We start from the raw sequence: 21,568 nt of genomic DNA on the forward strand, positions 1-21,568 counted from the left end.
GACTGGGGGTTTGGCGATTTCCAGTCTCTCAAAACCTCGCCGGGTGAACACCCGCAACAACCTATTGAACCTTCACAGCTAGCACAAGGCCCCAGACCAGCGCACGGTTGAGCGCGAATCCGAAACCGAAGACCCGGTAGCGAAGGACCGCGTAGGCCAGGCCGAGCATGGCGGCGATGCCCACCGAGCATTCGGCGACCGTGATGGCGAGCTGGCGCTCGGGGGACGCGCCGGGCAGCGAGCTCAAGACAAAGAAAACCAGGTTGCCGCACAACAGCATGCCGACGCAGATACCCGTCCAGGCGGCTCGGTACTTCGCCATCCCCGTCGCGCGCCGCCAGGCGACCCAAAGGCAGCCAACGCCGACCAGCGCGATCAAGTTACTGACGTGAAAGCTGGGTGTACTGAGCTGCCAAAAGTAGGACGCGTCCACTGGCAGCCAACGCAGCTTGTGCGCAGCCGCGAGCACCGGGAAGACGAGACCAACGCTGACCAGCGCGACAAGCATCCGACGCTGCCACGGCAGCAAAGGCCGGCCGGCAACGGTTGACGACGTGACAGCGAAGTAGAGGTAGCAGGTGACGACGACGTAGGCCATCAGGCTGGCATTCGTCACATAGAGCACGGTTTGCAACCAGCCACCCGGCAGTCCAGCGGTGACGCCTGGCACGCTGTAGATGGCAAGGGCCACCGTGAGCGCACGTATCGGCGGACTGTCGGGACGGCGCCAGGCCAGGATCGTCGCGACGACCACCGCCATGCAACTGACGATCCAGTCCGCCGCACGTGCAGTCACCATCAGGGGCGTGACACGCCCGGGTTCAGGCACGGTACGCACGACCATGGAACGCAACTGCCCCTGCGAATCGACAGTAAGCGCGATCGGCTCACCGATGCCCTTGTAGCGCCAGGAATCACCCGGCATGTCAAACGAGATGCGGTCGCCTGCCTTGACGCCCTGACGAGCCAGGTCAGAGCCAGGCTGCACGCTGATCACCTCGCGCATCCACAGCCGACCTGTGAACTGAAAAGTCACCAATTCCGCCCCGATGCCCCCTGCCGCCTCCGGCACGACGCTGGGCCCCAGGTAGATCAACGCCCACAGCCTCATGAACGCGCAAAGCAGGCACAGGGCCAACAACGGCACCTGCCACCTCTTGGCGCTGGAGCCTGATGGCAGCGGTGCACCGGCTTCGGCCTGCGCCAGGGAAAGGGTCATGGAGTCCTCCTCGGGCTGGCCTCTGCGGTCTCGGGGCCGGCGCAGCATAGGTGTTGGGTGTGTCGCATGCCAGCCACTTTCAACCAGTCGACAGCCTCCCGTCCTTAAAGCTGCTGAAGCCGGCCTGAAGCGTCCTGAAACCGCCGCGCAACAACCCTCACTTTCAGGACGTTTCAGCGCCGCTTCAGGCGCCTTCAGGACGGCCGGCCCGGCGAAGAAGACAGTGGCCACACGGCATCAAGACCTGGTTCAAGACGCCGCCACCCGCCAGCCAAGGCTGCGGCTTCAACCACCGCCTCAAAGGAGGATTGTCATGTCTCATTCCCTTGCCCGTCTGGCCTCGGCCGCCCTGCTCACGCTCGCTGTGCATGGCGTCCAGGCCCAGCAACTGCTCGACCCCGGCGCCCCCGTCGCCAGCTACAGCCAGAGCTATCTGTCGGCCGCGCTGGCGCAGTGGGAATACTCCTTCCCCGCCGCCACCAGCCCGCTGCTGGACACCACGGGCGCCGCAACCGCGTCGGGTGACCAGGGCAAGTACTTCTTCCTGGCCGCCTCGCTCAGCGAGGCCCCGGTGGTGCGCAACGTGACGGTGCGCAGCGATCAGACCCTGGTGTTCAGCCCCATCACCATCCTCTACTGGGCCGACGCCGTGATGGACACCGAGGCCAAGATGCGCGCGGACGCGATCAAGGTGCTGGGCACCGTGAGCAACCTGACGGTGACCGTGGACGGCGCGGACGCGCTGCTGCCGGCTGGTGTGAGCTCGACGCAGGCCTTCCGCCAGTCGGGGCCGCTGTTCCCCTTCACCCTCGTGCCGGACAACATCACCGGCTACGCCCCGGGCGTGTTTCCGGCCCTCACCGAAGGCTTCACCTTCGCCATGGCACCCCTGGCCGAAGGCAACCACACGCTGCGCTTCACGGCGCAGATGAACTCCGACTACGGCTTCACCTTCGCCCAGGACATCACCTACAACATTTCCGCCGTCCCCGAGCCCAGCACCTGGGCCAGCCTGGGCCTGGGCCTGCTGGCCATCGGCGCGCGCTCGCTGCGTCGCAGCCAACCCGACCAAGCCTGAACCCCAACCCCCATCCCCTCGGACAACCTGGAGACCACCATGTCACTCACCCGCACCGCCGTCGCCATCGCAGCCCTGGCCGCCAGCCAGCTCGCGCTCGCCGCCATGCCCAACGTTCCCGGCCAGCGCGAGCGCGCCGCCCAGGCGCTGCGCACCGGCCAGATCAGCCCGCAGAGCCAGCAAAGCGCCGCCCTCGCTGCGCAGAACGGACGCGAATCCTGGCAGGGCAAGATGCTGGAGCAGTTGGTCATCGACCACCAGCGCTGGATGGTCTCGGTGCCCATTGGCGTCAATCCCGCCAACCAGGCCGAGACCGGCGCAAACTGCGGCCTCAACCAGGACGGCCCGGTCTGGAATCTGTTGGGCCCCGGCGGCCTGCCCACCTTCAGCGTCAGCTGCAGCATCCCGGCCGGCAAGGCCATCTTCATGCCGGCCCTGGGCTACTTCTACGAGTACCCCTGCACGCCGGACTACCCGCAACTGCCGCCCGGCCAGAACCTGGAGGCCTTCCTGCGGGCCATGACGGCGGAGTTCATCGACGGCATCAGCGTCGCCCAGGTCACGCTCGACGGCAAGCCCGTCAAGACGCGCCGCGTCTCGACCGGCATGTTCTCGTTCACGGGCAGCCGCGACTGGGTCAACTACGACGCCTGCATCACCGGCTCGCCGCAAGTGGCCCAGGCCGATGGCCTGTGGGTGCTGATCGACCCGCCGTCGCCAGGCAAGCACACGATCAGGATGAACGTCTCGCACTCGCTGTACGGCGCCCTCTTCGACGGCACCTGGAACATCACCGTCACAAAGTGAGCCTGGCGGGGCGGGGTGGGCTCTGCATAATCTGCTGCAAACCCGCACCCGCCCCGCTCCATGCTGATCCAGTTCTTCTACACGCTGCGTGCCGCCAAGCTCAAGGTGACGGTGCCCGAGTACCTGACGCTGCTGGAAGCCCTGCAGGCCGGCGTCATCGGCGGCCCCGACAACGGTGGCGTCGCCAGCATCGACGACTTCTACCACCTGGCCCGCACCAGCCTCGTCAAGGACGAGACCCAGTTCGACAAGTTCGACCGCGCCTTCGCCGCCTACTTCAAGGGCGTGGAGATGCTGACCGACTTCACGGCCGAGGTGCCGCTGGAATGGCTGCGCAAACAACTCGAGATCGAGCTCACGCCCGAGCAGAAGGCCGCCATCGAGAAGATGGGCTGGGACGAGCTGATGGAGACGCTGAAGAAGCGCTTCGAGGAACAGAAGGAACGCCACGAAGGCGGCAACCGCTGGATCGGCACCGGCGGCACCAGCCCCTTCGGTAACAGTGGCTACAACCCGCAAGGCATCCGCATCGGCGGCTCAGGCGGCAACAAGAGCGCGGTGAAGGTGTGGGAGCAGCGCGCCTACCGCGACTACGACGACTCGCTGGAACTCGGCACGCGCAACATCAAGGTCGCCCTGCGCCGACTGCGCCGCTTTGCGCGCGAGGGCTCGGAGCTGGAGCTGGACCTGGACGGCACCATCCACGGCACGGCCGCCAATGCCGGCATGCTGGACATCAGGATGCAGCCCGAGCGCCACAACAAGGTCAAGGTGCTGCTGCTGATGGACGTGGGCGGCACCATGGACGAGCATGTGCACCGCGTGGAAGAACTCTTCAGCGCCGCCAAGAGCGAGTTCAAGCACCTGGAGTTCTATTACTTCCACAACTGCGTCTACGACTTCGTCTGGAAGAACAACCGGCGCCGCTTCGCCGAAAAGCTCAACACCTTCGACCTGATCCGCAAGTACAACCGCGACTACAAGCTCATCTTCGTCGGCGACGCGACCATGAGCCCCTACGAGATCCTGCAGGTCGGCGGCAGCGTCGAATACAACAATGACGAGGCCGGCGCCGAATGGCTGCAGCGCCTCACCCATGCCTTCCCCAAGTACGCATGGATCAACCCCGAGCCGCAAGGCGTCTGGCAGTACCGGCAGAGCATCGCGCTGATCCAGCAGTTGATGCAGCAGCGCATGTTCCCGCTGACCCTCTCCGGCCTCGAAGGCGCGATGCGGCTGCTCAGCAAATGACGCGTCTCTTTGCGCTGCTCCTTGCAGCGCTGTTGAGTGCCTGCGCGACCCAGGCACCGCCACAGCCTCCCGCCCCACCGGCACCCGACATCCCGGCCGACGCGCCCGCCGTCTACAGCCTGGACATCCGCATCGATGGCGACGGGCGCGACAACGCCGCCCTGCACGCCCTGCTGAGCCAGAACCTGGACATCGCCCGCTACCGCGCCAGCGAGGCGGCGCTGAGCAAGGTCGAGCTGGCCCGCCTGGCCGCGGCCGCGCCCGCCCAGGCCGAGAGCCTGCTGGAGACCGAGGGCTATTTCAACGCCAAGGCCGATGTGGACCGCGACGCCGCCGACGCGACCAAGCTGGTACTCGCCGTCAAGCCGGGACCGCTGACACGCGTCGACCAGCTCGACATCGAGTTCACCGAAGGCCTGGCCGAGGAAGACGCCAAGGCCCTGCGCGACAGCCTGCGCGGCGCCTGGCCGTTGAAGAAGGGCAGCGCCTTCACCCAGCAGCAATGGGCCTCAGGCAAGAGCGACCTGCTGCTGCGTGCCCGCAATGGCGGGTATCCGCTCGCGCATTGGGGCGAGACGGCGGCGCGCGTCGACCCCGACGCGCAGACGGCCGACATCCATCTCGTGCTGGCCAGCGGCAACCGCGCCAGGCTCGGTGCTCTGCGCATCGAAGGGCTGAAGCGCCAGGACCGCGATGCCATCGAACGCCTGGCCGGCTTCGACAAGGGCGACGGCTACACCGAGCAGAAGCTGGCCGAGTTCCAGGAGCGTCTGGCCAAGACCCAGCTCTTCGACGCCGTGCGTGTGCAGCTGCTGCCTGAGACCCCGGATGCCGACGGTACTTTCCCTGTCCAGGTGACGGTCACCGAGTCCGCCCTGCAGCAGGCCACCGTCGCCGTCGGCTATCACAGCAACACCGGCCAAAGCGTCAGCGTCGAGCATCTCCACCGCCGGCCCTTCGACCTGCCGGTGCGCCTGCGCAGCAAGCTGCAGCTCAGCCGCGATCTCCGCGGCGCCGAGTTCGAACTCAGCTCCCACCCCCAACCCGATCTGCACCGCAACCTCGCCTCGCTGCAGTTCGAGCAGGACCGCACCGGCGACACCATCGCCACCAATCTCGGCATCCGCCTGGGCCGGCTCTACGAATCCACGCGCGACGAACGCCTCAGCTATGTCGAGCTGCTGCGCGCCCGCGAGACCGAAGGATCACAAGTCAACACCAACCTGGCCCTGTCCCTCAACCAGCAGTGGATTCGCCGCCGACTGGACAGCACCCTGCTGCCCACCGACGGCCACCAGGCCCTGGCCCTGGTCGGTTTCGGCTATGCCCGGGGCGGCGGCACCGACAACAGCGGCCCCTTCGGCCGCATGCAGTTCAAGCTCGGCGTCTACAAGCCCTTCGGCGGCTGGTTTGCCTCGGCCCGCGCCGAGGTCGCCCAGGTGGTGGCCAAGGAGCAGGTCGGCGTGCCCGAGAAGCTGCTCTTCCTGGCCGGCGGCGACGAGTCGGTGCGTGGCTATGCCTACCGCAGCCTGGGCCCGCAGAAGAGCGGCCTGACCGTCGGCGGCCGCGTGCTGGCCACCGGCAGCCTGGAGCTGGCCCACCCCATCATGCCCAGCTTCCCGGCCCTCTGGGGCGCCGTCTTCATCGACGCCGGCAACGCCGCCTCGCGCTGGAAGGAGTACAGCGCCGTCGTCGGCTATGGTGCCGGCGTGCGCTGGCGCAGCCCGGTCGGGCCGCTGCGCGTGGACGTCGCGCGGGCGCAGGAGACGGGCAAGTGGCGCCTCCATTTCAGCGTGGGGATCACGTTATGAAGCCAGACGCTGCGGCTTCGCCGAACTCTGTGGGCATCACGCTGTGAGGCGATCCCTGCGCATCCTGCGTGCCGGCCTCATCGTGCTGGCCGTGCTGCTGGCCATGGCAACGGCCTTCGTGGCCTGGCTGCTGCATCGCCCCGCCGGCGGCGCCTGGCTGATGGCCCATCTGCCCGGCATCCAGATCGAGGCGCCCGAAGGCTCGCTGATGGGCGAGTTCAGCGCGCGCCGCCTCGTCATCACCTGGCAGGGCGGCTCGGCCGAATTGCGCGGCCTGCGCTGGAAAGGCCTGGGCCTGACCGCCAGCGACGGCCTGCTGCTGGCCGAGGAGCTGGCCGTCGACGAAGTCCTCATCCGCAGCCAGGCCAGCGACAAGCCGGTCACCATGCCGCCCGACCTGAGCTTGCCGCTGGGCGTGCACATCGCCAGCCTGCGCGTCGCCAAGCTCAGCTGGGCGCCCGACCAGCCGCCGCTGCTCGGCCTGATCGGCCAGCTCAACCTGCCGCGCCGCGGCACCCACCACTTCAAGCTCACGGCAGCACGCTGGCAACACCTGACGCTGGCCGGCGAGGCCAAGATAGAGAGCGCCGCCCCGCTGCAGACGGACGCGACGCTGCGCGTGCAGCAATTGGAGGCGACTGACCTGCCCTGGACCGCCGTCGCCGCCGTCACCGGGCCTCTGGCCAAGCTCAAGGCCAAGGCCGAACTGGAGGCCGCCCACCAGACCCTGAAGGCCGACGGCGAGATCCAGCCCTTTGCGCCCTGGCCCGTCAACGCCCTGCAGCTCAAGGCCGACAAGCTCGATCTCGCGGCGCTTGCCCCTGGACTCCCGCGCACAGCGCTGAGCGGCGAGGCCCAGCTCAAGGCACCGGCCCGCGACGCCGAGGCCACGCTGCAGGCCGATCTGCACAACGCCGCGGCCGGCCGCTGGGACCAGGGCGCCCTGCCCGTCACACGCCTCGTCATCGCGCTGGCCGGCCGGCCCGACCAGCTCGCCAGCCTGCGCCTCACCGCCCTCGACGCCGAACTGCCCGGCGGTGGCCGCGTGCAGGGCAAGGGCCAGCGCGAGGCCGACGGCCGTTGGCAGCTCGATGCCCGCGTGGCGGGCCTGCGCCCCGAGGCGCTCGACGCTCGCGCCACGCCGGCTCGCCTGGACGGCTCGCTCACCCTCTCCGGCAGCAAGGTCGGCCCGTTGAATGCCAAGCTCGATCTCGGCGGCAGCATCGAGAACCGGCCTGTCCGCCTGAAGGCCCAGTTGCAAGGCCAGGGTACGAAGTGGCAGATAGCGGATGCTCGCCTGGCCAGCGGTGACGCCTCGCTGCAGGCCAGCGGTCGCGTCGACACCACCGGCGCCGCTCAGCTCAAGACCCAGCTGCGCCAGTTCGACCCGCATCTGCTGTGGCGCGGCGCCCCCGGCTCGGCCTGGGCCCGCCTGCCCAACCCGACCCGCCTCAACGCCGAAGCCGACCTGGACCTGCGTGGCAAGAACGTCAACTCGATCACCGGCAATGCCTATGTGCGCGTGCTGCCAAGCCAGTTCGGCGGCCTGCCGCTGGAGGGCCGCATCAAGCTGCAACGCGAACACGCCAACGACGCGGCGGCCTTCGACGTCGACGGCCGCATCGGCAACAACCGTGTGCAGACCAACGGCCAGGCCCGGCCCGAGGCCGTCAACGGCACGGCCACGCTGAAGGCCGGCTCGCTGGCCGAGCTGAACCCGCTGCTGGCCCTGTTCGACCAGCAGCCCATCGCCGGCCAGGGCGAGGGCGAGGGCAGCTACCAGCTGGTGCGCGGCACCAAGGCTTGGCAGGCCGGCGGCAGCGGCAAGCTCTCCCTGGCCTCGGCCAAGGCGATGGGCACCAGCATCGCCAGCGTGAAGGCGCGCTGGGAGCTGCCCCTGCCCGGCGCTGACGGCGACGGCCCCATCGCGCTGAACCTGGACGTCAGCCAGCTGCGCGACCCGCGGGCCCAGCTCACCAGCGCCAGGATCGACCTGAAGGGCCGCCGCAGCGCGCATGAGGTCAAGGCCCAGGTTGCAGGCAAGATCCCCCGCGAATCGCAAGACCTGGCCCTGAATGCCCAGCTCGAGGCCCGCGGCCGCTGGGACGGCCAGGCCTGGAACGGCCGCATCGCCCGCATCGACATCGGCCCGCTGCGGCCCAACACGCCCGCCTTGCTGTCGGCCAAAGACATCGCGCTGCGCTGGGCCAGCGACGGCCCGCGCCTGGTCGCCGAGCCCGGCCGCGCCGAGGTGGGCGGCGCCTTCGTGCGCTGGCAGGCGCTGAGCTGGACGGGCGGCGAACACCCCGAGGCCCGGGCCGAACTGCAGCTCGAAGACCTGGCTGCCGCACCGCTGATGGCACGCTGGCAGCCCGACTTCGGCTGGGGCGGCGACCTGCGCGTGACCGGCCGCGCCTCGCTGGTGCTGAGCGAACGGCTGACGGCTGACCTTCTCATCGAGCGTCAGAGCGGCGACCTGCGCGTGACCGACGAGTTCGGCCAGCGTGCCCTCGGCCTCACCGACCTGCGCCTGGCGGTCAACGTGAAGGACGGCATCTGGCAATTCGCGCAGGGCATCGCCGGCAGCGAGCTGGGCAGCTTCGGCGGTGCGCTGACGCTGCGTCCCACCGGCCTCTGGCCCGATGCCCAGACGCCGTTGCAGGGCGTGCTCCAGGCCAATGTGGCCCACCTCGGCACCTGGGGCAGCTGGGTGCCGGCCGGCTGGCGCCTGGGCGGTCGTGCGGCCGCCACGGTGCAGCTCAGCGGCCGCCTCGGCGCGCCCGACCTGACCGGCCGCGCCGAGGGTGAGAACCTGGCCTTGCGCCATCTGCTCTACGGCGTCGACGTGACCGAGGGCCGCTTCGTGCTCGACCTCAAGGGCCAGCATGCCGAGTTGTCCAAGCTGGAGGCGCGCGGCGGCGACGGCTGGCTGCGCGCCAGCGGTGCGGCCGAACTGGGCGCCGAGCCCAAGGCCCACATCCAGATGACGGCCGACAAGCTGCGCGTGCTGTCGCGCGTGGACCGTCGGCTCGTCGCCAGCGGCGAGGCGACGCTGGACCTCGATGCCAAGGGGCTCAAGCTCGACGGCAAGCTGCGCGCCGACGAAGGCCTGTTCGACTTCAGCCGCGGCGATGCGCCGGCCCTGGCCGACGACGTGACCGTGCTGCGCGGCCCGCGCGACGCCGCGCCCACCGCGCCACCACCACCCAAGGCCGCGCGCAACAGCGTCGTCAACGTGGCCCTGGAATTCGGCCGCGACTTCAAGGTGCGCGGCCGCGGCCTGTCGACGACGCTGCGCGGCGAACTGCAGGTCACGCAGAACAACGGCCCCCTGCGCGTGACCGGCAAGCTCGACGCGAACGGCGGCCAGTACGCCGCCTATGGCCAGAAGCTGGACATCGAACGCGGCGACATCCGCTTCACCGGTGCCTATGACAACCCCTCGCTGGACCTGCTGGCGGTGCGGCCCAACCTCGATGTGCGCGTCGGCGTCTATGTCGCCGGCACGGCGCTGGCGCCGCGCGTCAACCTGTATTCCGAGCCCGAGATGAGCGACACCGACAAGCTCTCCTGGCTGCTGCTCGGCCGCGGCCCCGACGGCCTGGGTCGCACCGACACCGCCCTGCTGCAGCGCGCCGCCCTCGCCCTGCTGAGCGGCGAAGGCGAAGGCCCGACGGGCAAGGTGCTGCGCAATCTCGGGCTGGACGAGCTGTCCCTGGCCCAGAGCGACGACGACACCCGTGCCACCATCGTGCGCCTGGGCAAGCAGCTGTCCAAGCGCTGGTACGTGGGCTACGAACGCAGCCTGAATGCAACGACGGGTTCCTGGCAGTTGATCTACCGCATCGCCCAGCGCTTCACCGTGCGGGCCCAGGGCGGCGACGACAACGCGCTGGACCTGATCTGGCAATGGAAGTGGAACTAGCCACCCCTTGTCAGACAAGGCCGCATCCGCCTGAGGCCGGCGCCGGGGCCCACCGGCCGCTTCCTACAAGCGGACGCGCCGCGCCCCACCACTTCGGTCCCGACCAGCCTACAGGCACCACCCCGGGCAAGGACGAAAGTTGATTCATCAACGGTCCTGCTGTTGATCCCGAGGAGGTTCACCATGACTCAGCCCCGTCCTTCGCAAGTCCCGAACGACAAGACGCCCCTGGCAGACGCATTGCCCCCGGCGGCCGAGCCCACCCACCTGCTGCACTTCGAGCCGCTGTCGGCCCAGAGCGCCGGCTTCGACATCCCCTGCGACCCGCAGGGCCGCGTCGGCCTGGACGCGCTGGGCGACAAGCTGCGCAACGACTACTTCTTTGCGCGCGCCCTGATCGGTCGCCTGTTCGCCCGCCCCACCGTGCGGCAGGCCCTGCCGCTGATGCACGCCTGAGCGATCAGGCCTCGTCCTACAACCGCGTCGCGATCCGCCCGACAACGGGTGTCACATGCCTCCCCGAGGATGCCGGCCATGTTTTCCGAATCCCTCTCCATTTCGTCCCTGACGCTGCCGTCTCTGCCGGTCGCCGCCGACCAGCATGTGGACGCCGATCTCGACGTCTCCTTGAGCACGCCGTCCACCCTCGTGGTTCACGCCAGCCTCGAACTGCAGACCAGCGAGGCCATGGATCTGGCTCTCGTCATTCCTCGTTCACGTTGCCGCGGCGAGCGCCCGCGCCTGGGCGCCCTGCTGGACGCCGTCCAGGCTGCCGTGGCCCGTGCGACGCGCGGTGGCACCCTGCATCAACCACGCCGCGTGCTGACGAGCGTGGCCGGCCAGCCCCACCTGGTCGCGCAGTTCTGAGCCTCGGCCCTACTTCGAGCGACCGTCGAATTCCGTGACGGGCACGGCCTTGAGGTCGATGTCCTCGAGGCAGCGGATGTTGATGGCCGCCATCGCCGAGCCGTCCGGCCCCTGGCCTTCGCCATAGGGGTGCATGCCGCAGGTCGGGCAGAAGCGGTGCTGGATGACGTGCTTGTTGAAGGTGTAGCTGCTGGCGTTGGCTTCCGGTGTCAGCAGCTTCAGCGCAGCACGCGGCACGAACCACAGCAACGAGCCCTTGCGCTGGCAGATCGAGCAATTGCAGGACAGGGCCGAGCCGATCTCGCCCTCGACCTCGAACTTGATGTGGCCGCAGTGGCAGCTTCCCTGGTGCGTCATGGTGATGTCTCCCTGGTACAGCGCCATGCTGCCAGAAAGCGACCGACACCCCATGCGAGAATGCGCGCCGCTTGATCGACGCAATCGCCACGCGCCCAAGCCGCTCGCCGTAGTTCAATGGATAGAACGGCCGCCTCCTAAGCGGCAGATACAGGTTCGATTCCTGTCGGCGGGACCAGCGTTCTCCGCCTTTGCGGACCGCATTCCCGGTCACATGCTGCGCCGTATGCTCTGCGCATGAGCACCGCTCCCCGCACACCGGCAGCCACGATGGTGGCCGCCTGGCAACGCTATGACGACGATGAGCAGCGCCTCTCGGCCCACGTCAGCGAGCGCATGCTTGATCTGGCGCAGCTTCGCCCCGGGACCCGCGTCCTGGATGTCGCGACGGGCCGCGGCGAACCGGCGATTCGGGCGGCCCTGAGGGTGGCGCCTGAGGGGGTGGTCGTCGGGACCGATGTGTCGGCCGAGATGCTCGCATTCGCGCGGGCCCGGGCAGACCAGGCCGCCGTGTCCAACCTCAGCTTGGTCACCACCGGCGGTGAGGACCTCGCGGGACTTTCCGATCAACCCTTCGACGCGGCGTTGTGCCGCTGGGGCTTGATGTACTTCGACCGCCCCGTCGACGCGCTGAAGGCCGTGCGCTCCCACCTCCTGCCCGGCGGCAGGCTGGTGTCGGCCCTGTGGGTGGAGCCCGAAAGCGCCAGCTGGTGGTCCTACCCCCGGCGCATTCTGGAGCGCTACGTCGCCCAGCCGCCGATGTCGTCCGAAGCACCCGGGCCGTTCAGGTACAGCCGGTCGGAGACTTTTCTCGGCGACCTGGCGGCGGCAGGCTTCGCATGCACCCACGAGGAAAGCCTGACGACGGCGGTCATGGAGTCGAGCACGCCCGAAGGTTTGATCGAGTGGTGCCTGACCTTCGGGCTGTCCCGCGCCCTGGCCGCGCAACCCGGAGCCGTGCGCGATGCCTGGAAGCGCGACATGCTGGCAGAGCTTGAAGGCCATCGGGACCCGGACGGCATGTATCGCCTGGGTGGCGTGACGCGATTGGTCGTGGCGCGGGCTGTCTAGGGCCTGCTCACGCCGCGGCAGCGGGCCCCATCCCCCTTTTGGGGGAGACGACGCGTCGACCTCCCCCTTGAAGGCGATATCCCTGCGGCGCCTGGATCCAGACACTGGCGGCATCATGAAAAAGACGCCGCCCGCCCCCGCAAACCCGCTGGACAGCTTGACGCCCGCCGGGGATCGCCGCACCGCCCCCCGCATCCATCACGAGCCCTGGCCCGAGGCGATGCGGGAGGAATTCAGGAAGCTGCAGTTCCTGGCCGCCATCGAAGTAGAGGAAGTGGAGTCGGACGTCTGGCGAGACATCTTTGCGAGCTTCGAGGGGCGCCACATCCGCTTCATCTAGCCCCCTCCCGGCCGATCTCACGGCAGGCGGGGCAATGGAGCAAAGCGTTCCTCACGGCCGCACTCCAGGCGCCGCAGCCGCCTTTCCAGATCGGCAAGATCCTCGGCTTCGCCAAGCAGGCGCTCGTCGGCATCACCTGCGAAGGCAAGCCAGGCGCGCGGCAAACTCTCGGCCCAGCGCGACGTCCAGTCGGTGAAAGCCGATCGCGCAAACGAAGTGCCGGCAGCTTGCATGGGGTGCTCATTCGTGAAGCTCGAAAGCGATGGCTCACGATAGACACCGCCCGGGCTGATGCAAAGGCACAGCCGGGGCCCAAGTTCACTCGCCTGTATCAGCGCCGGCGCAGTCACAGCGCCCGCCCGGCCGTCAGTTCAGGAGTGATCCCAGCCCAGCCGCACCAGCCCGCAATGCCGGCACACGAACTTGTAGAAGGCGTTGTCGCCGGCCGGCTCGTAGTCGCGAATGGCGCTGGCCCATTGCTTTTCCGTCGTTCCGTAGTGCTGCCGCCAGTCTGTCTTCGTCGCCTCAGTCGCGTCCTCGACGTCGTCCTCCGACGCATCGCCATGGAACTCGCAGGCGTCGTTGCAATGCGCCAGCCACTCCTCCTGCTGCCAGGACGAATAGCCCGGCGTCCGCAGGCTCACCTCGTCGACGATGCCCTGCGCCAGGCCCGCCTGCAGCAGCGGCTGGGCGTCCGAGAAACTCGCGCCCAGCTTGTTCGCCGCCGAGCCGTCCGCGATGCACCAGGGGCAGAGTTTCTCGTCCAGGTCGCGGGTCGCGTAGACCGGCTGCACATAGACGAAGCCGCGCGCCTGCCCGCAGCAGGCGCATTCGATCCCTCGCGCCTCGATGGCCCCGGTGGCCAGCGGATCGACGTGGTAGCGAAAGGAAGGAAGCTCGTTGCCCATCGGCACTCCAGGAGGTCTGTTGCTGGCGGCCAGCTTAGCCCGAGCAGCCAGCGCCTGGCTGGGGCCATGAGGCGGGCACCGTGGCCGCGAACCCGGATGTCATCCTCTCGTGAGGGGATGCGGCGTGGGCAGTTGAGGCGAGGCGCCGGGCCGGGCGCGCTCAGGCGTAGGCGTTGAGGTTGCGTCCCAGCGTGCCTTCGGTGGCCAGCGCCGGCTGCTGCGGCAGCGCATTGAGAAGCTGCATGGCACCCGAGGCCTGGATGTCGAGCGCCTTGCGCAGCACGAGGAGGTTCACGGCATCGGCCGTCTCCCCTTGGGCCGGGCCCGAGGCGACGCTGACGCTGGGGGAGTTGGCGATGTCCATGCCACGCGTATCGGCCGCCCCGAACGAAACTTGAGGCCCCGATTTGTAACGCTGCGCCGCCTGCGCAATATGCCCTTGCCTCGGCGGGCCACATCGCAAGAATTGCCGCTTCCCTCAACAGGATCCGCAATGCCGACATCTGCCCTCCGCGCCTTGGGCGCCGTCCTCCTGCTCGGCACCGCCGCCGCCACCCAGGCCGCCGACCAGGTCGTCAGCCTTCCCTTGAAGGAGGCCTGGTTCGAAGGCGAGATCGTTCACTACGTCAGCACCGACATCTCCGACCCCGGCATCGCGAAGAAGCAGGGCATCAACTACGTGCCGGCCCTGGCCGACACCCTCAAGCCCGGCATGCCGGTCGAGAAGGCCTACAAATTTCCGGGCGACGAGCAGGCCACGGTGCTGCCCTCCATCCCCCGGCCGGTGGGCGGCGCCAATGCCGATGCCAGCTACAGCCCGCTGTGGGTGCTGGTGATGGTGCGCTGGAGACCCGGCGCCACGCCGCACACGCTGAAGTCCGAGGAGGCGGTGCTGGCCGCCGACGAGAAAGGCGAGGTCGAACTGACCCGCACCAAGATCGTTGCGAACTGGCCCGTCGTGCGGGCCCGCGGAGCGGCGCTGCAAGGCGTTCACTAGCCGCCCAGCTTGCGCAAGACTTGCCAGCGGCTGACATGGCGCTGTGAAGACCTCGCCAGCGGCCGCTGAGCGCCGATTGCGCGGCTAGAGTGGCTTCGCCATCCACCCGGGGTGGCGTTGCCGGCCCGCTGTCCAGGGCACCCATGCCCGCCCTCAGCCTCCTCCCTCGCCCTCCAGCTTCGATGCGCCTGCCCGGCTTGTGCCTCGCCCTGGCCTGCGCCGCCCTGGACGCCCAGGCCGGCGGCACCCTGCTGCTGCTGGAGGCGCCGCCCGCCGAGGCGAACTGGTCGGGCGGCCTGTCGGTGCGCGGCTGGCCGCGCGCTCCCGGCAGCGGGCGCCAGCGCGAGGCGCTGCTGCCGGCCCTGGACTACGAATCCCCCAGCGGCTTCTTCGCCGCCACCGACACCGGCGTGGGCTGGAACGCGGCCTCCCAGCTGCTGGGCCCCGAGGCCGCCAAGGACTGGCAGATCGGCGCCCGGCTGTGGCCGCAGTCGGGCCGTTCGCGGCGCGAGTCGCCGCCCGGCATCAACCGCCTGGGCTCGCGCCTCATCACCCAGCTGTTCGCCAATGTTCAGGCCACGCCAGAGCTGCTGCTGCAGTCCGGCCTGTCCTGGGGCAGCGGGCGCCACCACAACGGCGACCAGCTGGAACTGGGCGCCACCAGCGGCATCCCCATCGGCCAGGACCTGCTGGCCATCAGCCTGTCCACCACCTACGCGAACGCGGCGCATCTGCGCGGCAGCTTCGGCATCGGGCCCGGTGAGTCGCAGGCCAGCGGCCTGCCGGAGTTCCACCCGCACAGCGGCTGGCAGGACTGGAGCATCGCGCTGAGCGCCGAGCACAAGTTTTCGTCCGACTGGTCCGTCAACGGCCAGTGGCTGCACACCCGCCTGATCGGCCAGGCCGCCAACTCGCCGCTGACCCACAGCCGCGATCAGCCCACCTTCATCCTCAGCCTGTGGCACCAGTTCTGACCGGCTGAGGCCATGCACGACGTCCTGTTCTACGCCCTGCCCGTCTTCGGGCTGTGCATGCTGGCCGAATGGGCCTGGGGCCGCCGGCGCGGACGCCAGGGCTACGGGCTGGCGGACACCCTCAGCAGCCTCAGCCAGGGCCTGCTGAGCCAGGCCGTGGCCGTCGTCACGCCGCTGTTCCAGACCGGGCTCTACGCCGCCACGCATGCCCGCCTGGCCCTGCTGCCGGGCACGCTCTGGCAGGGCGCCTTCGGCATCGTCGCCAGCGTCGTCATGTACGACTTCTGCGACTACTGGCTGCACCGCACCAGCCACGAGAGCGCGCTGTTCTGGGCCGCCCATGCGGTGCACCACCAGAGCGAGCATTTCAACCTCAGCACCGCGCTGCGCCAGGAGAGCCTCTACTCGGTGATGGGTGCGCCCTTCTTCCTGCCGATGGCCCTGCTCGGCGTGCCGACGGCGCAGTACGCCCTGGCCGGCATCGTCGTGCTGTTCTACCAGTTCTGGATCCACACCGAGCACATCGGCCGCCTGGGTTGGCTGGACCGCGTGTTCTCCACACCGTCCAACCACCGTGTCCACCACGCCGTGAACCCGGGCTACCTGGACCGCAACTACGGCGCCATCTTCGTCGTCTGGGACCGCCTCTTCGGCAGCTTCACGGCGGAGACCGAGGCCTGCGTCTACGGCACCGTCAAGCCCTTGGCGAGCTGGAACCCGCTCGCCGCGGTGGGCCAGTTCTACGGCGAGCTGTGGCGGCGCATGCGCGCCACGCCGCGATGGGCCGACAAGCTGCGCGTGCTGCTGAAGTCGCCGGGCTGGATGCCCCCCGGTGCGGCGCTGCCATCCACCTCCATCGAAGCCCGACTCGAGCAGCCGCGCTTCGATTCACCCGCGCCCCGCTGGGCCCGCCTCGCTGCGGTCGCCGTGTTCGCGCTGACGGCCGCCGGCTGCGGCGCCTGGCTGTGGTTTGCCGACGACCTCGGCTGGCTGCACAACCTGGCCGCGGCCGCGGTGCTGGCCGGCGGCCTGTGGGCGGCTGGCGCGCTACTGTCGCGGCGCGCATAAGCATCCCCTTTTTCCTTCGTTCCGCGAGGAAGGCGCCTTCCCTATCGTGCAAAGCCTGAAACGAATCAGGCCGCCATGCACATCACCAGCCTCTCAGCCAGCCCCAGCGAACGCTCGCGCACCTACTGGCTCACGCAGTTCGCGCTGACGCGCCTGGAAGGCCGCGGCACGCGCTACGAGAACATCCTGGTGCGCGACCTGCCCGCCGCGGCGCTGCTGGCGGCAGACGTGCGGGACCCCGAGATCTCAGCCGCCGTGATGTCCGTCGAGCAGGCCGACCTCGTCATCATCGGCACGCCCATCTACAAGGCGGCCTACAGCGGCCTGCTCAAGGTCTTCCTCGACCTGCTGCCGCCCGACGCGCTGCGCGGCAAGCAGGTGCTGCCCCTGGCCACCGGTGGCAGCCCGGCTCACTTCCTGGCCCTGGACTACGCCCTCAAGCCGGTGCTCTCGGCCCTGGGCGCCCGCCATGTGCTGGACGGCGTCTTCGCCACCGACGCCCAGTTGCGCCGCCATGAAGCCGGCGGCTTCGTCCCCGAGCCCGACCTGATCGCGCGGCTGGACCGCGCCCTGGCACCGCTCGCACCGCGAATGCGAACCCAGCCCGAGGCCGCGCTCAGCTGTTGACGCGCACGGCTGATTCACCACCGCTTGTCTCCTCGCCCCCCGAACGGGAACGGCGACTTCATCCCGGCGCCAACGGGCGCTGATCGGGTGCGCCCCGGCGCCGGGATTTTTTTGCACAGGACACGACCCATGCTCTTCCGCTCTTCCTTCCTCCGCTGGACCGCGCCGCTGCTGATCGCCGCCGCCAGTCTCCACGCCTCGGCCCAGACCACGCTTCGCATCGGCTTCCAGAAATCCGCCAGCCTGCTGACGCTGCAGAAGTCCAGCGGCTCGCTCGAGAAGACGCTCGCGCCCCTCGGCGTCACCGTGAAATGGGTGGAGTTCCCGGCCGGCCCGCAACTGCTCGAAGGCCTGAATGTCGGCGCCGTCGACGTCGGCTTTGTCGGCGAGGCGCCGCCCATCTTTGCGCAGGCCGCCGGCGCCCGCTTCGTCTACATCGGCTATGACCCGGCCGCCCCCGAGGCCGAGGCCATCGTGGTGCCCAAGGATTCGCCCATCAAGTCGGTGGCCGAGCTCAAGGGCAGGAAGGTCGCGCTGAACAAGGGCAGCAATGTCCACTACCTGCTTGTGAAGGCGCTGGAAAGGGCGGGGCTGAAGTACAGCGATATCCAGCCCGTCTACCTGCCGCCTGCCGATGCGCGCGCGGCCTTCGAGCGCGGCGCCGTGGATGCCTGGGTGATCTGGGACCCCTTCCTGGCCGCCGTCGAGAAGCAGAGCGGCGCGCGTCCGCTGCAGGACGGTCGCGGCCTCGTCAACAACTACGCCTACTACCTCGCCGAGCGTGGCTACGCCGACAAGCAGCCGCAGATCATCCAGGCCCTGTTCGAAGACACGCAGGCCCAGGCCGCCTACCTCAAGGCCAACCTCAAGGCCGCCGCCGCCGTCATCGCGCCGCTGCAGGGGCTGGAGGCCGAAGTCGTCGAGAAGAGCCTGGCGCGCTACCAGTTCGGCGTGAAGCCGCTGACCGCAGCCGTCGCCGCCGAACAGCAGAAGATCGCCGACACCTTCCACGCCCTTGGGCTCATCCCCAAGCCCATCCGCGTGGCCGACGCCCTGCCCGCCACCGTCAAGCTCGCGGAGGCTGGCAAATGAGCGCGAACACGACCCGGCGCGCCGCCGTCGCCATCCTCGCCACCACGGCCTCGCTGTGGACCCGGGCGCAGACGCCGCCAACGCTTCGAATCGGCTTCCAGAAGGGCTCGCTGAACCTCGCCCTGCTGAAAAGCTACGGCCTGCTGGAGCAGCGCCTGCCCGGCACGCGCATCCAGTGGACCGAGTTCCCCGCCGGCCCGCAGCTGCTCGAGGCCCTGGCGCTGGGCAGCGTGGATTTCGGCGCCACCGGCGACGCGCCGCCCGTGTTCGCCCAGGCCGCGGGCAAGGCCGTCGTCTACGTCGGCGCCGAGCCGCCCAAGCCCGACAGCTCGGCCGTCCTCGTCAAGCCCGATTCACCGCTGAAGACCCTGGCCGACCTGAAGGGCCGCCGCGTCGCGCTGCAGAAGGGCAGCAGCGCCCATTTCCTGACCGTGCAGGCCGTCAAGAAGGCCGGCCTCACCTGGAACGACATCCAGCCTATCTATCTGCCGCCGGCCGATGCGCGGGCCGCCTTCGAGCGCGGCTCGGTGGACGCCTGGGCCGTCTGGGATCCCTACTACGCCGCCGCCGAGATCAGCGGCGAGCTGCGCACGCTGGCCACCAGCCGTGGCCTGACCAACAACAACACCTTCTACCTGGCCTCCCAGACCCTGGGCCGCGACGCGCTCCTGGTGAAGACGCTGTTCCAGGCCCTGACCGACACCGACGCCCGCGTGCGCGCCGACCGCCGCGATGCGGTGCAGCGCTATGCCGACTTCGCCGGCCTGCCGCTGGCCACCGTCGAAAAGATGGTGGAGCGCCGCGGCGCCGCGCCGGTGGGGCCGCTGACGGCCCAGCTTGCGAGGGATCAACAGCAGGTGGCGGATGCCTTCGCCGAACTCGGCCTGATCCCCCGCCCCATCCGCGTCGCCGACGCAGTCATATGAGCCCCTCGTCCAAGGCATACCTTGGCCGGTCCCCCGAGGGGACGGCGATGCCCGGCGGTTCGACCGCCGAGCACGTCGCCAACGCGGGCCGGCTCGGGAGCGGCCCGGCGCTCGGCCCGCAAATTCCAAAGCTTCGAACACAGAACGGAACAGCGATATGAAGATCTTCTGGTTCATCCCCACCCACGGCGACAGCCGCTACCTCGGCAGCTCACGCGGCGCCCGCGTGGCCGACCATGCCTATTTCAAGCAGATCGCCATCGCCGCCGACAGCCTCGGCTATGAAGGCGTGCTGCTGCCCACCGGCCGCAGCTGCGAGGACTCCTGGATCGTCGCTGCCAGCCTCATCGACGCCACCAGGAATCTCAAATTCCTGGTCGCCCTGCGCCCCGGCCTGGTCGCGCCTTCGCAGAGTGCGCGCATGGCTGCCACGCTGGACCGACTGTCGGGCGGCCGCCTGCTGGTCAACCTCGTCACCGGTGGCGACCCCGACGAGCTGGCCGGCGACGGGCAGTTCCTCGACCACAAGGCGCGCTACGAGCAGTCCGCCGAATTCATCCGCATCTGGCGCGAACTGCTGGCCCGCTCCCACACCGGCGAGCCGCTGGACCTCGACGGCGAGCACTTGAGCGTCAAGGGCGGCAAGCTGCTCTACCCACCCATCAGCAAACCCTACCCGCCGGTCTTCTTTGGCGGCTCCTCAGGCCCCGCGCACGAGCTGGCCGCCGACCAGGTCGACACCTATCTGACCTGGGGCGAGCCCCCGGCCGAGGTCGCGAACAAGCTGGCCGAGGTGCGCGAGCTCGCCGCGGCACGTGGCCGCCAGCTGAACTACGGCATCCGTCTGCACGTCATCGTGCGCGAGACCGAGGACGAGGCCTGGCGCGCCGCCGGCGAGCTGCTGTCGGCACTCGACGAGGCCACCGTCGCCGCGGCCCAGGCCCGCTTCAAGAGCATGGACTCGGTCGGCCAGCGCCGCATGGCCGAGCTGCACGGCGGCCGGTTCGACAAGAACGATGTTCGCGCCGGCCTGGAGATCGCGCCCAACCTCTGGGCCGGCGTGGGCCTGGTGCGCGGCGGCGCGGGCACGGCCCTGGTCGGCAATCCGCAGCAAGTGGCAGCCCGCATCACCGAATACGCCAACCTCGGCCTCGAGTACTTCATCCTCAGCGGCTATCCGCATCTGGACGAGGCCCACCGCTTTGCCGAGCTGGTCTTCCCGCTGCTGCCGCTGGGCGTGCGAGAGAAGCTGACCGCGCCGGCCCTGACCGGGCCTTTCGGCGAGGTCGTCGCCAACAGCTACGTGCCCAAGGCCGTGTCGGCGAGCTGACATGAGGCCCCTCGTCCAAGGAGTACCTTGGCCGGTCCCCCGCGGGGACGGCGATGCGAGCAGCATCGAGCCGCTCGCACATCGCCAGCGCGGGTCGGCTTGGGAGCGGCCCGGCGCTCGACCCGCCCAATTCACGACGCCAACCTGACATGAGCATCTCACGTCGCCTCACACCCTGGCTGCTGCCCGCCGCCATCCTCGTCGCCTGGGAGATTGCCTCGCGCAGCGGCTGGCTGTCGGCGCGCATCCTGCCCGAGCCCGCCGCCGTGGGAGCCGCCTTCTGGCAGCTGCTGCGCTCGGGTGAGCTGGCGCATCACGTCGCCGTCAGCACGGCGCGGGCCTTCTCGGCCCTGGCCCTGGGCGGTGGCCTGGGCCTGCTGCTGGGCCTGTTGACCGGCACCTGGCAGCGCGCCGAGGCCCTGCTGGACACCACGCTGCAGATGCTGCGCAACATCCCGGCCCTGGCCCTGATCCCGCTGGTCATCCTGTGGTTCGGCATCGACGAGGCGGCCAAGCTGGTGCTGGTCGCCGTGGGCGTGTTCTTCCCGGTCTACCTGAACACCTTCCACGGCATCCGCAACGTCGACCGCGACCTGATCGAGATGGCGCGCAGCTACGGCCTCAAAGGCTGGCAGCTCTACACCCAGGTCATCCTGCCCGGTGCCCTGCCTTCCATCCTGGTCGGCCTGCGCTTCTCGCTGGGCTTGATGTGGGTGCTGCTCATCGTCGCCGAGACCCTGTCGGCCCAGGCCGGCATCGGCTATCTGACGATGAATGCCCGCGAGTTCCTGCAGACCGACATCGTGCTGGTCGGCATCCTGCTCTACGCCGTGCTCGGCAAACTGGCCGATGTGGTCGCCCGGGGGCTGGAGCGCGCCTGGCTGCCCTGGCATCGCGGCTATGCCGCCGAGGTGAAATGA

22 protein-coding genes and 1 tRNA gene are annotated in these 21,568 nt (G+C 69.4%); 18 read left to right on the plus strand and 5 right to left on the minus strand.

Going from position 1 to position 21,568, the window contains the following annotated elements; all coding sequences use genetic code 11:
- Window positions 1–61: 61 nt before the first annotated feature.
- Window positions 62–1,219 carry a hypothetical protein gene (locus AC3WOE_RS24950; RefSeq protein ID WP_492694234.1) on the minus strand — a complete coding sequence of 386 codons (1,158 nt, stop codon included), beginning with the start codon at window positions 1,217–1,219 and terminating at the stop codon, window positions 62–64.
- A 313-nt stretch (window positions 1,220–1,532) separates the two neighbouring features.
- Here AC3WOE_RS24950 and AC3WOE_RS24955 point away from each other — a divergent pair, with 313 nt between their 5' ends.
- From AC3WOE_RS24955 to AC3WOE_RS24985, 7 genes are all read left to right on the plus strand, one after another.
- Window positions 1,533–2,297, plus strand: a complete 765-nt coding sequence (locus AC3WOE_RS24955) for a PEP-CTERM sorting domain-containing protein (protein ID WP_492694236.1) — start codon at window positions 1,533–1,535, stop codon at window positions 2,295–2,297.
- Window positions 2,298–2,336: 39 nt separating this feature from the next.
- Window positions 2,337–3,104, plus strand: a complete 768-nt coding sequence (locus tag AC3WOE_RS24960) for a hypothetical protein (protein ID WP_492694238.1) — start codon at window positions 2,337–2,339, stop codon at window positions 3,102–3,104.
- Window positions 3,105–3,164: 60 nt separating this feature from the next.
- On the plus strand, window positions 3,165–4,355 hold the full coding sequence (locus tag AC3WOE_RS24965; RefSeq protein ID WP_492694240.1) for a vWA domain-containing protein: 1,191 nt from the start codon (window positions 3,165–3,167) through the stop codon (window positions 4,353–4,355).
- Window positions 4,352–6,166 carry an autotransporter assembly complex protein TamA gene (locus AC3WOE_RS24970; protein ID WP_492694241.1) on the plus strand — a complete coding sequence of 605 codons (1,815 nt, stop codon included), beginning with the start codon at window positions 4,352–4,354 and terminating at the stop codon, window positions 6,164–6,166. Before AC3WOE_RS24965 ends, AC3WOE_RS24970 begins: the two co-directional genes overlap by 4 nt.
- A 43-nt stretch (window positions 6,167–6,209) precedes the next feature.
- Window positions 6,210–10,091: a translocation/assembly module TamB domain-containing protein gene (locus AC3WOE_RS24975; protein ID WP_492694243.1), complete on the plus strand. Its 3,882-nt coding sequence runs from the start codon at window positions 6,210–6,212 to the stop codon at window positions 10,089–10,091.
- Between the two features lie 183 nt (window positions 10,092–10,274).
- Window positions 10,275–10,547 (plus strand): hypothetical protein, encoded by a 273-nt coding sequence (locus AC3WOE_RS24980; RefSeq protein ID WP_492694245.1) that lies wholly within the window; start codon window positions 10,275–10,277, stop codon window positions 10,545–10,547.
- Window positions 10,548–10,625: 78 nt separating this feature from the next.
- Window positions 10,626–10,958: a hypothetical protein gene (locus tag AC3WOE_RS24985; protein ID WP_492694247.1), complete on the plus strand. Its 333-nt coding sequence runs from the start codon at window positions 10,626–10,628 to the stop codon at window positions 10,956–10,958.
- A 9-nt stretch (window positions 10,959–10,967) separates the two neighbouring features.
- Here AC3WOE_RS24985 and AC3WOE_RS24990 read toward each other — a convergent pair whose 3' ends face one another.
- A complete protein-coding gene (locus tag AC3WOE_RS24990; RefSeq protein WP_492694249.1) occupies window positions 10,968–11,315 on the minus strand; it encodes a GFA family protein in 348 nt (115 codons plus the stop codon).
- A gap of 103 nt (window positions 11,316–11,418) precedes the next feature.
- Between AC3WOE_RS24990 and AC3WOE_RS24995 the strand changes: the two genes are divergently transcribed.
- The 3 genes from AC3WOE_RS24995 to AC3WOE_RS25005 all read left to right on the plus strand — a co-directional run bounded on the left by AC3WOE_RS24995 (window position 11,419) and on the right by AC3WOE_RS25005 (window position 12,726).
- Window positions 11,419–11,493: transfer RNA gene (locus AC3WOE_RS24995), tRNA-Arg, on the plus strand.
- Window positions 11,494–11,552: 59 nt separating this feature from the next.
- A complete protein-coding gene (locus tag AC3WOE_RS25000) occupies window positions 11,553–12,386 on the plus strand; it encodes a class I SAM-dependent methyltransferase (RefSeq protein ID WP_492694251.1) in 834 nt (277 codons plus the stop codon).
- A gap of 115 nt (window positions 12,387–12,501) precedes the next feature.
- Window positions 12,502–12,726, plus strand: a complete 225-nt coding sequence (locus AC3WOE_RS25005) for a hypothetical protein (protein ID WP_492694253.1) — start codon at window positions 12,502–12,504, stop codon at window positions 12,724–12,726.
- A 17-nt stretch (window positions 12,727–12,743) separates the two neighbouring features.
- On the opposite strand, the gene AC3WOE_RS25010 is transcribed toward AC3WOE_RS25005, so the two are convergent.
- The 3 genes from AC3WOE_RS25010 to AC3WOE_RS25020 form a co-directional block, all read right to left on the minus strand.
- Window positions 12,744–12,959 (minus strand): hypothetical protein, encoded by a 216-nt coding sequence (locus tag AC3WOE_RS25010; RefSeq protein WP_492694255.1) that lies wholly within the window; start codon window positions 12,957–12,959, stop codon window positions 12,744–12,746.
- A 138-nt stretch (window positions 12,960–13,097) separates the two neighbouring features.
- Window positions 13,098–13,634 (minus strand): CbrC family protein, encoded by a 537-nt coding sequence (locus AC3WOE_RS25015; RefSeq protein ID WP_492694257.1) that lies wholly within the window; start codon window positions 13,632–13,634, stop codon window positions 13,098–13,100.
- A gap of 160 nt (window positions 13,635–13,794) precedes the next feature.
- Window positions 13,795–13,998, minus strand: a complete 204-nt coding sequence (locus AC3WOE_RS25020; RefSeq protein ID WP_492694259.1) for a YjfB family protein — start codon at window positions 13,996–13,998, stop codon at window positions 13,795–13,797.
- 129 nt (window positions 13,999–14,127) lie between these two features.
- Here AC3WOE_RS25020 and AC3WOE_RS25025 point away from each other — a divergent pair, with 129 nt between their 5' ends.
- From AC3WOE_RS25025 to ssuC, 8 genes are all read left to right on the plus strand, one after another.
- The gene (locus AC3WOE_RS25025) at window positions 14,128–14,631 is read left to right on the plus strand and encodes a DUF7482 domain-containing protein (RefSeq protein WP_492694261.1); all 504 of its coding nucleotides are present in this window, start codon (window positions 14,128–14,130) and stop codon (window positions 14,629–14,631) included.
- 182 nt (window positions 14,632–14,813) lie between these two features.
- Entirely contained in the window at window positions 14,814–15,605 is a 792-nt protein-coding gene (locus AC3WOE_RS25030) for a MipA/OmpV family protein (protein ID WP_492694263.1), read from the plus strand.
- A gap of 12 nt (window positions 15,606–15,617) precedes the next feature.
- Entirely contained in the window at window positions 15,618–16,673 is a 1,056-nt protein-coding gene (locus AC3WOE_RS25035; protein WP_492694265.1) for a sterol desaturase family protein, read from the plus strand.
- A 75-nt stretch (window positions 16,674–16,748) separates the two neighbouring features.
- The gene (gene ssuE, locus AC3WOE_RS25040) at window positions 16,749–17,300 is read left to right on the plus strand and encodes an NADPH-dependent FMN reductase (protein WP_492694267.1); all 552 of its coding nucleotides are present in this window, start codon (window positions 16,749–16,751) and stop codon (window positions 17,298–17,300) included.
- A 129-nt stretch (window positions 17,301–17,429) separates the two neighbouring features.
- Window positions 17,430–18,392 carry a sulfonate ABC transporter substrate-binding protein gene (locus AC3WOE_RS25045; RefSeq protein WP_492694270.1) on the plus strand — a complete coding sequence of 321 codons (963 nt, stop codon included), beginning with the start codon at window positions 17,430–17,432 and terminating at the stop codon, window positions 18,390–18,392.
- Window positions 18,389–19,318, plus strand: a complete 930-nt coding sequence (locus AC3WOE_RS25050) for an aliphatic sulfonate ABC transporter substrate-binding protein (RefSeq protein ID WP_492694272.1) — start codon at window positions 18,389–18,391, stop codon at window positions 19,316–19,318. Before AC3WOE_RS25045 ends, AC3WOE_RS25050 begins: the two co-directional genes overlap by 4 nt.
- Window positions 19,319–19,475: 157 nt before the next feature.
- The gene (gene ssuD / locus AC3WOE_RS25055; RefSeq protein WP_492694274.1) at window positions 19,476–20,648 is read left to right on the plus strand and encodes an FMNH2-dependent alkanesulfonate monooxygenase; all 1,173 of its coding nucleotides are present in this window, start codon (window positions 19,476–19,478) and stop codon (window positions 20,646–20,648) included.
- Window positions 20,649–20,797: 149 nt separating this feature from the next.
- Complete coding sequence (ssuC, locus tag AC3WOE_RS25060) at window positions 20,798–21,568, plus strand: aliphatic sulfonate ABC transporter permease SsuC (RefSeq protein ID WP_492694276.1); 771 nt, start codon at window positions 20,798–20,800, stop codon at window positions 21,566–21,568.

It is taken from the genome of Roseateles sp. FW305-36 (assembly GCF_058787015.1).